This is a genomic window from Moorena sp. SIO1F2 (genome assembly GCF_010672755.1).
In the GTDB taxonomy this organism is placed as follows: domain Bacteria; phylum Cyanobacteriota; class Cyanobacteriia; order Cyanobacteriales; family Coleofasciculaceae; genus Moorena.
The window spans coordinates 24,097-37,571 of the sequence record NZ_JAAHFV010000011.1 but is presented as its reverse complement, the minus strand read 5'-3'; the positions used below and the strand labels follow the sequence as shown (position 1 = coordinate 37,571).

The following is a 13,475-nucleotide window of genomic DNA, read 5'->3' as shown; positions in this document are numbered from 1 at the left end:
GGAGTGTGCGCGAGCTTACTGAAAACTATACAAAAACTATACAATTTAAGTCTGCGATCGCTCAAGCTGAAAGCTAGAGGGTGTCCGGCAAACGGCTGAATGCTTATTGAACATTACTATGGGAACGGATAGCGCTACTATTGTTAAGGAGTTTAAAGCCGCTGTCGGTCATGCCAAAATCCTCTAACCTCAACCACACCCAGGACCACACCCCTAACTCTGCTCAAAACACCATTCGGATTCGGGGGGCTAGACAGCATAACCTGAAAAACATTGATCTGGAACTGCCACGCGATCGCATTATTGTCTTTACTGGTGTTTCCGGTTCCGGCAAATCCTCCCTGGCATTCGACACTATCTTTGCGGAAGGACAACGCCGTTATGTAGAATCCCTGAGTGCCTATGCTCGTCAATTCCTGGGACAACTGGATAAACCGGATGTGGATGCCATCGAAGGCTTAAGCCCCGCTATCTCCATTGACCAGAAATCTACATCCCATAACCCCCGTTCCACCGTTGGTACAGTTACAGAGATTTACGATTACCTGCGATTACTGTTTGGACGGGCTGGTGAACCCTATTGTCCCAAATGCGATCGCAATATTGCGCCCCAGACCATCGACCAGATGTGCGATCGCATTATGGAACTCCCTGACCGGACTCGCTTCCATATCCTGGCTCCGGTTATCCGAGGCAAAAAAGGCACTCACAAGAAACTATTATCCAGCTTAGCCACCGAAGGATTTGTGCGCGTCAGAGTCGATGGTGAAACCTTTGACCTCTCCGATACCATCGAATTGGATAAAAATTATACCCACAACATTGAAGTGGTGGTTGACCGTCTCATCAAAAAGCCTAGTATTCAAGAACGAATTACCGATTCCCTTGCTACTTGCCTAAAACGTTCTACTGGAATTGCAGTTATCCAAGTTTTAGATAATACATCAGCACAGTCAGCAGAAGTCAAATCTGATCATAATTATAGACGTACTCCTCCAAAAAATGGCAGTTCATCTGACCAAGACATTCCCCAAGAAATCGTATTTTCAGAAAACTTTGCTTGCCCAGAACATGGGGCAGTAATGGAAGAATTATCTCCCCGATTATTTTCCTTTAATTCCCCCTATGGTGCTTGTCCAGTTTGTCACGGTATCGGTAATTTACAAACCTTTTCTCCAGAACTAGTAGTACCTGATCCTACTCAACCCTTATATAGTGCTATTGCCCCGTGGTCAGAAAAAGACAACACCTACTACATTTCCCTACTCTATAGCGTAGGAGAAGCCTATGGTTTTGAAATCCAAACTCCCTGGAATCAGCTAACCTCTGAACAACAAGACATTCTGCTCTACGGCACCGACGAAAAAATTTACATTCAAAATGATTCTGCTTATGGCAAAGAAAAAGGATACTACAAGCGCTATCCTGGCATTATCCCGATTCTAGAAAAACAGTATAAAGACACTAACTCGGAAGCATCAAAACACAAACTAGAGCAGTATTTAATTTATCAACCTTGTCCAGAGTGTCATGGTAAACGGCTTAAACCAGAAGCACTATCGGTGCGGTTAGGACAATATCATATTGATGATTTAACTAGTGTATCAATTCGCCAATGTCGTCAACGGATTGATAACTTACAACTCTCCCCCCGCCAAGCTCAAATTGGTGACCTTGCCCTCAAAGAAATTAAAGCCCGATTACAATTTCTGCTTGATGTAGGATTAGATTATCTTACCCTTGACCGTCCAGCCATGACCCTTTCCGGTGGAGAAGCTCAGCGGATTCGCCTAGCAACTCAGATTGGAGCAGGCTTGACTGGAGTTTTGTATGTATTAGATGAACCGAGTATTGGATTGCACCAAAGAGATAATGGACGGTTACTGACTACCCTAATCAAATTGCGGGATTTGGGCAATACCTTGATTGTTGTAGAACATGATGAAGAAACCATTCGTACTGCCGATCATATTGTCGATATTGGTCCGAAAGCTGGAATTCATGGGGGAGAAATTGTTGCTCAAGGGGATTTAGAGACTATAATCAAAAGTGATAATTCCCTGACGGGAGCGTATTTATCAAAACGGCAAGTAATTGAAACCCCTAGTAAACGTCGAGAGGGTAATGGTCGTTCTTTTGTGATTAAAAATGCTCATCGTAACAATCTTAAAAACATTGAGGTAGAGATACCACTAGGGAAATTAGTTAGCATTACAGGTGTCTCTGGGTCTGGGAAATCTACCTTAGTCAATGAATTACTTTACCCGGCATTACAACATCATATGACTCGTAAAGTACCCTTTCCCAAAGAATTGGATCAAGTTGAGGGACTCAACGCTATTAATAAAGCAATCGTAATCGATCAATCTCCCATTGGTCGCACTCCCCGGTCTAATCCTGCTACCTATACAGGAGTGTTTGATGCAATTCGAGAGGTATTTTCTAAAACTATTGAAGCTAAAGCTAGAGGTTACAAGCCAGGGCAATTTTCGTTTAATGTCAAAGGGGGACGTTGCGAAGCTTGTTCGGGACAGGGGGTGAATATCATTGAGATGAATTTTTTGCCAGATGTCTATGTACAATGTGACGTTTGTAAGGGAGCGCGATATAATCGAGAAACGTTGCAAGTGAAGTATAAAGGATATTCCATTGCTGATATTTTAAATATGCCAGTGGCAGAAGCATTGGAGGTATTTAAGAATATTCCAAGAGCAGCATCTCGGTTACAAACTTTAGTAGATGTAGGGTTAGGATATATCCACTTAGGGCAACCAGCACCGACATTATCTGGTGGAGAAGCACAACGGGTGAAGTTGGCAACAGAATTGTCACGTCGGGCAACGGGAAAGACATTGTATTTAATCGATGAACCGACAACAGGATTGTCATTTTATGATGTTCATCACTTATTAAATGTATTGCAGCGGTTGGTAGATAAAGGAAATTCTGTTTTGGTGATTGAACACAATTTAGATGTGATTCGCTGTGCTGATTGGGTAATAGACTTAGGACCAGAAGGTGGCGATAAAGGGGGAGAAGTAATTGCCTCAGGAACACCGGAGGAGGTAGCAGAAAATCCTAAGTCCTATACGGGGAAGTATTTGAAGGAGGTTCTCCAGGAGTACCCCCGACAGGAAGGACTGCTAAGTGCTTAGTGCTTATTGCTTAGTGTTCAGTGGGTTATTGTTCAGTGGGTCAGTTATAGGGGATGTTTGAGCAATGGCTTTTTTGATGCGATCGCTTAAGCAGAATGGAGAATGAAGAATGGAGAATGAAGAATGAAGAATGAAGAATGGAGAATGAAGAATGAAGAATGAAGAATGGAGAATAAAGAATAAAGAATGGAGAATGTAAAATGTAAAATGTAAAATGTAAAATGGATAATTAAGTTAAATTCTAAATTCTAAATTCTAAATTCTAAATTCTAAATTCTAAATTCTAAATTCTAATCCCTAATGACTGTCTATCTAGGCATCGATTTCGGAACCTCTGGCGCACGGGCAGTAGTGATAGACTCTGTTGGTACTATCTTTGCCGAGACTCAATATCCGTTTCCACTCCAAGCCATCACCATTGATACCGCAACACAGTGGCAGAAGGTATTATTTTCCCTGATTGAGCAAATTCCCCAGTCAATCAAGGGTGAAATTAATGCGATCGCAATTAATGGCACCTCCGCAACAGTTTTGTTATGCGATCGCATCGGTCAACCTGTAGATGCACCCATCCTTTACAACGATCCACGAGGAGTAGCTGTGATGGAACAACTTAGAACCATTGCTCCTCCCAACCATGTCGTTTTAAGTGCTACCTCCAGCCTTGCCAAACTTCTCTGGTGGTATGACTGTACAGATGTGATCAGCAACATCTGTGCTGAAACTAATCCCCTATACTTCCTCCATCAAGCGGACTGGTTAGCCTTTCTATTGCATGGCAAATTAGGCATTAGTGACTATCACAATGCCTTAAAGCTCGGTTATAATCCTGAAAACTTGTGCTATCCTGACTGGATCAAGCAGCTACCGGTGTCACCCATGCTACCCAACGTCTTGGCTCCCGGTACACCAGTAGGAGTTTTAACCCCTGAGGTAGCTCACTCCTTGGGATTATCACCAGATTGTCTAGTCTGTACAGGTACCACCGATAGTATTGCCGCATTTATCGCTAGTGGTGCCAAACAACCAGGTGAAGCCGTAACCTCCCTTGGGTCTACCTTGGTATTGAAACTATTGAGTACCACTCGTCTAGAAGACGCCAAATTTGGGATTTACAGTCATCGATTGGGAAATTTATGGCTTACCGGTGGCGCATCCAACACGGGCGGAGCAGTACTACGCCACTTTTTCACTGACACAGAATTAGAAAGTCTCAGCTCTCAAATCGACCCCGAGCAAGAAAGTCCCCTGGATTATTATCCCTTACTTAGACCAGGCGATCGCTTTCCCATTAATGACCCGGAGCTCCCCCCAAGATTGGAACCGAAACCCGATAATTCCGTGGAATTTCTCCAAGGAATCCTCGAAAGCATAGCCCGAATTGAAGCTAGGGGATATAGCTTGTTGCAACAGCTCGGAGCAAGTCCGTTAACCGGTGTCTATACAGCTGGTGGTGGTGCCAAAAATCTTACTTGGACAAGGATTCGAGAGCGTCAGCTCATGGTACCGATGTTGACATCCCTTCACACAGCGGCTGCTTATGGTACAGCACTATTGGCCAAGCAGGGATGCCTGTTAGCAGATCGGGTATAGGGTAATCGTGTCTAGGATTACTGTATGACCGAGTGACTGGGTGAGAATTTGCTGTGAATTATCAGCCCTGGATCAACCTGACCATCATCACTACCCCCGTTCGCCCTATACCCCACAGCTACTAACTTCTAGATAATCCCCATGTTAGCCAATCCTAAGATAGTGCCTAGTCCGATGATGTGACCTAAGCTGGTGGTTGCTAGTAATGCGGGAAAACCCATGCCACCGAAGAACTCAGGCATAGGCAACGCGGGACCTTCGCTAGGATTCTGCATAGTAGCTTTTCCGATGGCAATCGCTAGTACATTGCAGATAATCATGATGATTCCGACTGTCGGACTCCATTCCAGGGTGTTGGGAACGGCAGATGCAGCAGCAAGCAAGATTGAGTAAGTCAATTTGTGTTCTCCTGTTTTTGATAGACTCTTACAGTGATCTCTTAAAGATTTAATCTTTTATAAAGATTTTACCAGCGCGGTGTCATAATTAGTTTTTTTTGCCAGAGTCGATTCCGTTGCCAGTCTTGCTTTGATTCCCCTTGATTAGAAAGCCAAAGCCCGTGATTACTAGACTTTTGGGCGGTGGGATTCGGTAAAATTAAATCAAGCCTTTATGTAAATAATTGTTAAGTAATCCCTGGTTGCTCAGTCAATGTTTCGGTAAATTTACATAAATTAATAAAAGCGGGATAAACCCTGGATTGATCAATCAATCCGGGTTGACCGGATTGATTCATCCTGCATGGCTGGTGACATCTTACCGGAGCGGCGAGTATCACTAGCCATGAGGGGTTAGCTTCCTCCGCTCTTATGCCCCACACCTCAATGCTACGCCATGAGTGTTTAAAGTTACCGTAAGGATAGGGTCGCCTTTATGGTTAGTCGGTTATGCGAAAAGGGTTAAAACTTTTTGATTAAGGCTCCACTATCCTAAGGTTTCGTCTCCAGGGATGAATCGCGGACAGGAACTCTGATAAACAGCCTGAAAAACGTTATACTATAAATAGTAGGGAAAACAAATTAAGAGCTAACCGCCACCTGCTAAGTAAAAAAAAGAACTTTTTTTAATTGTTCCGGTGCGGAGGGGCATCCCGTATCGTTAATAAAGCTTACCGAGTAACCGAAGCGATGGCTGGTGTTGGTAAGAAGCCCACAATCAACCTGACAAGGTGAGTGTGGGAGTATGTCACCTGAAACTATAATTATGCTGCTGACGGACGCATTACTTTTAGATTACAAACGCTGTCGGCGTCGGGCTTTTTTGGACATTTATGGAGATCCCACAGAGCAAGACCCACCCTCAGATTTTCGGCTGAAACTGCAACAGAAAAGCCGAGACCATAAACAACAGATTCTGGCTACTGTGCCCCACCACTCACCCCGCTACCCCAGAACAGATTGGCACGCTGCTGCACAGGCCACCTTGAAACTAATGCAACAAGGGACAGAGTACATTTCTGGAGGGGTACTGTTGATGCCAACTGGTGACGGGGTGACATTGCTATGTTTTCCTGATTTGCTGGTCAAACAGCCGGGACGTTCTAATTTTGGTGATTGGATCTATGTTCCCACCACCATTAAGCTCAGCAAACGGCCCAAGCCAGAGTATAAAATCCTTACCGCTTTTCGTGCTCAGCTGTTAGCAGCAGTACAAGGACAGTGGCCGACCACTGCCTCATTAATTTTGCGTAACCAAAAGTCCTACACCGTGGTAATAGAACGATGGGTACCACTGATGGAACAACTGCTATCGGAATGTATTGAGACTCTATTGCAGCGACAAGAACCAGAGGTGTTCATTTCCCGTCAGCGGTGTAGTCTTTGCTGTTGGTATCACAGTTGTTATGCGATCGCTAAATCTGTAGAGCACATTTCCCTATTGCCTGGAGTAACACCCAGCCGCTATCGGGATTTGAAGGCTTTGGGAGTAACCACAATCGAATCCTTAGCCACGTCCACAATTAGTGAATTAGAGCCAAGCTTTGGTAGCTTAGTAGCTTTCCAGCTGGTGCAGCAAGCCCAATCTCAGGTACAAAACCGGGTGCTGCTCTATCCCAAACACTACTTTAGTATACTTCAATACGAACAACTAGAGCGAGGGAATGGTAATGCCAAAATCTCGGCAGACCTCCCGCATCAAGACTCTTTACCAACAGCATCTGTTGAGCTTTATTTTGATATTGAAGCACAGCCTGATTTGCCCCTGGAGTATTTGCTAGGGGTGTTGGTGATTGATCGACGCACTGAAACTGAGACCTTCCATAACCTATTCGCAGAACATTCTTGGCAAGAAGGATTCATCTGGCTACAATTTCTAGACTTAGTTGAGCGTTATCCAGATGCCCCAATCTTCCATTTTTCCAAGTATGAAGTTGATACGGTCAAGCGCTTAGCAACCCTTTACCAAACTCCACGACATATAGTTAGACCCCTGCTAGATCGTTTCGTGGATGTTCATCAAATAGTTATTGATACTGTGACCATGCCAGTGGAGAGTTATTCTCTGAAAAATCTGGCTAGATGGTTGGGGTTTGAGTGGCGCGATCCGGATATGACTGGCTCCGAATGTGTGTGTTTGTATGACCAGTGGTTAAAAACAGGCAATCACTCTATTCTCGAAATTATCCAGCGCTACAATGAAGATGACTGCCGCGCTACATATCACCTCAAGCAGTGGCTAGTCAACTTTTTGTCCAACACTTTGCCCAACACTTTGCCCAATACTATTAACTTTCAAAACTTAGCATGAAGTTATGCAACAATTTCTTAAGTTATTAGCTTTTGTGCTCTAGCTTACACACACAATGTATAGCTAGATGCTAAATTAAATCTAAAGGGGGCTTTCGCCATCATTGGATGGAGGGGAGCCCTCTCTATAATTTTTAGAGGTCTGGTATTGAGAGGTCTGGAAATTATTGAAGTCTAGAATTTCTTTTATAACAGGTGATTAATATGCTTCCACTTTTTCTAATTCTTCTGGTAACTGCCCTAGGGAGCATCTTGATATCTTGGAGAGTCTCTCACGAAATCCCTCGCCTATTGGGAGTAGGCAGTACCATTGTCTGTCTAATATTTGGTTTTGCTATGGCACCTTGGCCAGTACAGGTTTTGATGCTCCTATTAATTCTTAGCCTGGAACGATTTTATCCATTCAGCAGAACAGCTTCAGAGGCAATCTTAATCTCAAAAGTCTCCAATACCAACACAGAACGGTGATTCTGCCATAGCAATAGCAGTAAATAAGGTTTTTTTTTGGTCTTGAAAAAACAATAGTGAGCCCTAGGGTGCGTGATTAGCCCACCCTATTGCGTTAGCGCTGGGATAGGTTATACTGGTTCCAGCCATAAACTGAGCCTTCGGTCATTGGTCGAGGGTAAGCTCAAGGCAAATCGGCTGAGAGCTCAGAGTCTAAGGTGACTGCTCAAAGTATTTTTCGGTTTTTTTAAAAAAAAGCCTTGACAAATACACCAGTCATACATAATAATAGTAAATGGCTCGGAGATTGGGACTGTAGTTCAATTGGTTAGAGCACCGCCCTGTCACGGCGGAAGTTGCGGGTTCGAGCCCCGTCAGTCCCGTAGAAAAAATGTAGGATACTATCGACTCCTCCTAAAGATGATCCTAAACATGATCTAGCTAAGAGTAGTTGATTGTTGCAGGTACAATAGAGACGAAAAGACAATAGTAATTAGGTTCTTAGCAATCAGCTGTGACAGTTAGAGTCCGTATTGCCCCAAGTCCAACCGGAAATTTACACATTGGTACCGCTAGAACCGCTGTATTTAACTGGCTATTTGCCCGTCGCCACAGCGGTAAGTTTATTCTGCGCATTGAAGACACCGATCAAACGCGATCGCGAGAGGAATATACCCAAAACATCCTCGATGGTTTAAGTTGGCTGGGACTGGAGTGGGACGAAGGACCATTTTTCCAATCCCAACGTCTTGACCTTTATAGTGCTGCTATTCAACAACTCTTAGACCAGGGATTGGCTTATCGCTGCTACACCACAGCTGAGGAACTAGAACAACTGCGGGAAGCTCAAAAGGCTAGAAAAGAAGCCCCCCGCTATGACAATCGCCATCGCAATTTGACACCAGAACAACAAGCAGCATTTGAGGCGGAAGGGCGCAAGCCGGTGATCCGCTTTATGATTGATAATGACCGCGAGATTGTCTGGAATGATCTAGTCCGAGGTAAAGTCACCTGGAAAGGCAGTGACCTTGGGGGTGATATGGTGATTGCTAGGGCATCTCAAGAGAATGAGATCGGTCAGCCTCTGTACAACCTAGCTGTGGTGGTGGATGACATTGATATGCATATTACCCATGTCATTCGCGGTGAAGACCATATTGCTAATACTGCTAAACAGATTTTGCTCTATGAAGCCCTAGGGAGTGTAGTCCCAGAATTTTCCCATACACCTCTGATTCTTAACCATGAGGGACGGAAGCTATCCAAGCGCGATGGTGTAACCTCTATTTTTGACTTCAAAGCCATGGGCTTTACCCCTGAGGCGATGGTTAATTATATGACATTGCTGGGATGGTCTCCCCCTGACTCTACTCAGGAAATCTTTACTTTGGCTCAAGCCGCTCAAAAGTTCGGTTTTGAACGGGTGAACCCAGCTGGGGCAAAGTTTGACTGGGCTAAGCTGGATTGGATTAATAGTCAATATATCCACCAGATGAGTGCATCTGAGTTAGTGGACTTGCTAATCCCCTACTGGGAAAGTGCTGGCTACAACTGTGATTCTGTGGAAAATCGCCCTTGGTTGGAACGGTTGACTGCCATGATTGGGCCAAGTTTGACTCGCTTGCCAGAAGCCGTAGATATGACTCGGATGTTCTTTACTGAGTCAGTTGAGTACACTGAGCAGGCAGTAGAGCAGCTCAAAAAAGCTGGTGCTAGTGAGGTGGTGCAAGCTATTCTTGACCAACTCGGTAATTACCAACAGCTGAGTCCAGAGGAAGCTAAGCAGATTATTAACCAAGTCACAAAAGCGCAAAAGGTCAAGAAAGGATTGGTTATGCGATCGCTTCGTGCTGCACTAACTGGGGATGTCAATGGTCCTGATTTGATCGAATCCTGGGTACTGCTTCATCAGCGGGGGTTTGACCAAACTCGCTTGAAGGAGTCATTGCTTCAGGTGGCATGATCCCAACCGATAGGTAACTGATGGGTTACCGATTGGTAACCCGTTTCTGATCCTGTTTGGGTCAATTCTTTTACCCTGAGCCGAAGTTACCTTGTCCAAAGTTCCCGACAACCCACTAATAAATTTTGGCTGTTCCATGAAAACTTTCAAGGGAGTAAGCCAAACTTATTCTAACTCTGAGGTCGAAAAATCTAATGAATTAAAAAGCTAAATTAATTTTAGATTTAACGAGATATATTTAAGCTCTTGACTGAGATAATCTGCCCACAAATTAGGTTTGATATGATACACAGACAGTAGTGCGATCGGACGAACAATTATTCGCAGACGTACTCCTTATAAAGCGAATTGTATTTACAAGGAGAGTCATCATCGCCATAGTAAACACTAGTCCAAAACGGACTGTCTTCTATGAATAAATGGCAATTCCTCACGTCATAAAGCCTCAGATATTCAGGCTTGTTTGTTTCCACCATATTTTGGAGTTTAAAACAGCGAGCAGCTGTTTTAAGTTCAACAGATTTGAGTGCGTTCCGCTCTTTTTCTAAAACCGAGTCACATTCTTTCACATCTTTACCCTGACTCACTCGACTGTAAAAACACTGAGCCAGACTTTCTTCAGTCTGACTTTCTTCAGTCTGACTTTCTTCAGCCAGACTTACTTCAGGCAAACTTTCTTCAACCAGTGCTTGTGCTTGACCGGGGGCAACGCCCTCAGCGACGGCGATACCCAACAATAGCGTGCTAGAGACCATCAGGATTCCTGACAGCAGCAAGGAAAAAAGACGTTTCATCAAATACTTCCTTTTTTTTTATTAAGCCAATATGATTTTATCACAACCGTTTGCCTTAGTTGCAGCACAGTAAAACTTATGTGTATCTAGCGCTACTGTTATACTAATTGGGTAAAACTCAGATGTTGCACCAAAAAAAGTGGCGGTGATAAGAAACGGCTGAAGTGATTGTGGTTAGGGGATTATAGGCCGTTTTTTATCATAGCTAGAGACAACTAATCAAATACCTTTAAACATTCTCTGTATTCCCTATAGTTTGGGTAAAAAAAATTAGTTCACGCTTAGAAGATGTATGTTTTACCTCACGGGGTGACTACATAAGACTCCCATGCCTCGTTCCCTGTCAGAATGCACCCAATTGATTGAGAGGTTTCACTAGACGTATTACCCATCAATTATCCTGCGGTGATTGGGGTTATTCTGAGAGTATCTAAAGGAACTAAAAACTCACCTTTTTGGAGCTTAATATTCAGGGCATCAAGGACAAACCAAAAATCTATAAGGCTCGCTGTTTGGTAGTCTTTATCTTCATATTATATAATTTTTCCCTCGGTTAAACCAGCGATATACGCCAGTTGTTTTTGGCTTATATTAGCAGCTATTCGAGCTTTGATAATAAGTTGTGGTAAATTGTTAATATCATCAAGCTTCAGAACAATTGGAGTACGATCGTCATGGTTGATGAGGGTTTCGTATTCAGCAACTTCGGCTTTTAAAGCATTAAGATGACTTTGTAATGAATCGCGCTTAATCTTCCACCAACAATCATTTTTTTTGATATCTTCATCTTGAGCGTCATAAACAGATAAGTCAGATTCAAATTGACGAACTAATTCTTGGCTGTAGTCATACTGTCTTTGATTTTTAATCATGCTTCCCACCTCAATAAATCTATAGCAATAATTCCTTTGGCGTTTTTATCCGTATCCTTTTGAAAAAATTATAGGGAGTTCATTTCGTAAATGCCCACTGGCTGCTCTGAAGGAAAAATCTCACCTTTATAGATAGCTTTTTGTGCATCGCGGTCGATAGGATTGAGTAATCTGGGTGCATGAGTAAGGAGATAATTTACATCCACATCTTCTGTATCCCAACATGCATCATAATCATTTGGTCTGGGCTTACTTGTGACAAAACTGCCATTGATATAAATGGTTCTACATCCCGCTGCCTTTAATTGCTCCATTGCTTTTTTGAGTCCTTCTATCTGGCGTAACCGCGTTACGTTAGTACCAAAACGCTCTTGAAATTATAGCCATGTAGTCCAATGTATGCCAGGTGGTAGGTTTCCTTTTTCATCAAAACCGGGTATTGTCATTTTAACGCAAAGCCAATATTCGACATCTTTTAATCACAGATGATAGAATAATTTTCCGACTGGCGGAGAATAGTTGCTAACTCTTCAATCCTTCGGCTTTGGAATAAGGTGGCTATGGGGAGATTGTTCCCTAACTGCTGCTGAATTTGATTAATAAGGGCGAACTGCTAAAAGGGGAGAGGGAGTAGCTCACAGGGGAACTGGTCTGGTTTTCCCGCAGATGAGCAATATACCTAATACTGGCTGAAAGCACTGCACTCTAAACCCTTGTATAGACTGTGCTTTATTTTTTTATGGCTGAAGGGACTTTGGTTACCTCTGGGGCGTTGCTTATCCAAGGAATGGTTTTCTTTTTATTATACCATTCCTTGAAGCAGCAACGCCCCTTTTTATAGCACAAAATTATACTAGCTTTACATACCAATAATTCCAGGCTATTTCCTCGCCCCTTCAGGAGAAACGCTCTATTTGAACTAGATGCCAAATTGCTCTTTAATACCTTGGATAAAGGTCTTATCATCCAATTCTTTTCGATTAGCTACCATCATCCTGGCATCTTCGCCAGCAGTATATCGCAATTTATCAGTGCCGTCTGTTGCTGCTTTATAAATCACGTTAGCGACAACAATAGGCTCAGAAGCCTGCTCAGCCAAAGATTCCATCGAATTGAACAGCTTACCAATTAATTCTTGATACTCAGTTAGGCTTTCATCGTTGCTCATATCAAGAGAGCGACCAGCAAAATCCGTGTTAATCACTCCTGGTTCAACAATTTTAACTTTGCAGCCAATTGCCTCCATTTCAAAACTCAGACCTTCGGAAATCCCCTCAACAGCAAATTTAGTCCCGTTATATAATGAAAATAATGGAAAGGTCATTTTGCCACCAATCGATGAAATATTAATCAAAATACCATCTTTATTTTGTATGAAATGGGGGATAATTTATTTTGTTACATCCAATAGACCAATAACATTAACATCAAATTGTCTTATTATATTTTCCCTGGGGGTTGCTTCTAAAGGGCCAAAAGCACCATAACCAGCATTGTTGACCAAAACATCTATTTTGCCGAATTTTTCAATGCCTAGCTGAACGGCTTTTGTAATTGAATCTTGGTCTAAAACATCTAGTCTTGTCACCAACACATTATCAAGGGTGGTTAGTTCTGTTTCCTTTTCTGGAGTTCTCATGGTCGCAACCACGTTCCAACCCTTTTCCTGGAACAATTTTGCAGTTGCTTTTCCAATACCGCTGCTTGCTCCTGTGATTAAAATTGTCTTACTCATTTTGGATTAAAACTAATTTTGATGATTTGACTATGACAATTCAAGCTTGAATGTCGATTCAGTTTCATTTTCTACTAAAGAAGCGGTAAATTTCACTAGCAAGTTACGCAAAACTAGATGCAAAGTGCGCCAATAAAGAATTAACCTTATGTAACAAAAAGGGAAAAGA

At 43.0% G+C, this 13,475-nt stretch carries 9 protein-coding genes, 1 tRNA gene and 1 pseudogene; 6 read left to right on the top strand and 5 right to left on the bottom strand.

From position 1 onward, the window contains the following. Positions 1-170 precede the first annotated feature (170 nt). Both uvrA and F6J94_RS03125 read left to right on the top strand, forming a co-directional pair. Positions 171-3,155 (top strand): excinuclease ABC subunit UvrA, encoded by a 2,985-nt coding sequence (gene uvrA / locus F6J94_RS03130; protein ID WP_293036783.1) that lies wholly within the window; start codon positions 171-173, stop codon positions 3,153-3,155. A 300-nt stretch (positions 3,156-3,455) separates the two neighbouring features. Then, positions 3,456-4,748 carry an FGGY-family carbohydrate kinase gene (locus tag F6J94_RS03125; RefSeq protein WP_293036781.1) on the top strand — a complete coding sequence of 431 codons (1,293 nt, stop codon included), beginning with the start codon at positions 3,456-3,458 and terminating at the stop codon, positions 4,746-4,748. A 128-nt stretch (positions 4,749-4,876) separates the two neighbouring features. Here the strand turns inward: F6J94_RS03125 and psaK are convergent, their stop codons facing one another. After that, positions 4,877-5,146 (bottom strand): photosystem I reaction center subunit PsaK, encoded by a 270-nt coding sequence (psaK, locus tag F6J94_RS03120; protein WP_293036778.1) that lies wholly within the window; start codon positions 5,144-5,146, stop codon positions 4,877-4,879. Positions 5,147-5,930: 784 nt separating this feature from the next. Here psaK and F6J94_RS03115 point away from each other — a divergent pair. The 4 genes from F6J94_RS03115 (at position 5,931) to gltX (ending at position 9,905) form a co-directional block, all read left to right on the top strand. Then, on the top strand, positions 5,931-7,496 hold the full coding sequence (locus F6J94_RS03115) for a TM0106 family RecB-like putative nuclease (protein WP_367142150.1): 1,566 nt from the start codon (positions 5,931-5,933) through the stop codon (positions 7,494-7,496). Positions 7,497-7,699: 203 nt separating this feature from the next. Continuing rightward, complete coding sequence (locus F6J94_RS03110) at positions 7,700-7,963, top strand: hypothetical protein (protein WP_070393170.1); 264 nt, start codon at positions 7,700-7,702, stop codon at positions 7,961-7,963. Between the two features lie 288 nt (positions 7,964-8,251). Beyond that, positions 8,252-8,325: transfer RNA gene (locus F6J94_RS03105), tRNA-Asp, on the top strand. A gap of 131 nt (positions 8,326-8,456) precedes the next feature. Further along, entirely contained in the window at positions 8,457-9,905 is a 1,449-nt protein-coding gene (gene gltX / locus F6J94_RS03100; protein WP_293036773.1) for a glutamate--tRNA ligase, read from the top strand. A 317-nt stretch (positions 9,906-10,222) separates the two neighbouring features. Here gltX and F6J94_RS03095 read toward each other — a convergent pair whose 3' ends face one another. The 4 genes and pseudogenes from F6J94_RS03095 to F6J94_RS03080 all read right to left on the bottom strand — a co-directional run bounded on the left by F6J94_RS03095 (position 10,223) and on the right by F6J94_RS03080 (position 13,306). Beyond that, positions 10,223-10,699, bottom strand: a complete 477-nt coding sequence (locus tag F6J94_RS03095; RefSeq protein WP_293017570.1) for a hypothetical protein — start codon at positions 10,697-10,699, stop codon at positions 10,223-10,225. Between the two features lie 533 nt (positions 10,700-11,232). After that, positions 11,233-11,571 carry a hypothetical protein gene (locus F6J94_RS03090; RefSeq protein WP_293036770.1) on the bottom strand — a complete coding sequence of 113 codons (339 nt, stop codon included), beginning with the start codon at positions 11,569-11,571 and terminating at the stop codon, positions 11,233-11,235. A 68-nt stretch (positions 11,572-11,639) separates the two neighbouring features. Then, positions 11,640-11,885: a hypothetical protein gene (locus F6J94_RS03085; RefSeq protein ID WP_293036767.1), complete on the bottom strand. Its 246-nt coding sequence runs from the start codon at positions 11,883-11,885 to the stop codon at positions 11,640-11,642. Between the two features lie 605 nt (positions 11,886-12,490). Continuing rightward, positions 12,491-13,306: pseudogene (locus tag F6J94_RS03080) on the bottom strand (SDR family oxidoreductase). Positions 13,307-13,475: the final 169 nt, after the last annotated feature.

What these genes read in the sequence shown, in the direction of transcription:
- uvrA (WP_293036783.1), top strand. Translation starts at nt 171, where the DNA reads ATGCCAAAATCCTCTAACCTCAACCACACCCAGGACCACACCCCTAAC.
- F6J94_RS03125 (WP_293036781.1), top strand. Translation starts at nt 3,456, where the DNA reads ATGACTGTCTATCTAGGCATCGATTTCGGAACCTCTGGCGCACGGGCA.
- F6J94_RS03115 (WP_367142150.1), top strand. Translation starts at nt 5,931, where the DNA reads ATGTCACCTGAAACTATAATTATGCTGCTGACGGACGCATTACTTTTA.
- F6J94_RS03110 (WP_070393170.1), top strand. Translation starts at nt 7,700, where the DNA reads ATGCTTCCACTTTTTCTAATTCTTCTGGTAACTGCCCTAGGGAGCATC.
- F6J94_RS03095 (WP_293017570.1), bottom strand. Translation starts at nt 10,699, where the DNA reads ATGAAACGTCTTTTTTCCTTGCTGCTGTCAGGAATCCTGATGGTCTCT.
- F6J94_RS03090 (WP_293036770.1), bottom strand. Translation starts at nt 11,571, where the DNA reads ATGATTAAAAATCAAAGACAGTATGACTACAGCCAAGAATTAGTTCGT.
- F6J94_RS03085 (WP_293036767.1), bottom strand. Translation starts at nt 11,885, where the DNA reads ATGGAGCAATTAAAGGCAGCGGGATGTAGAACCATTTATATCAATGGC.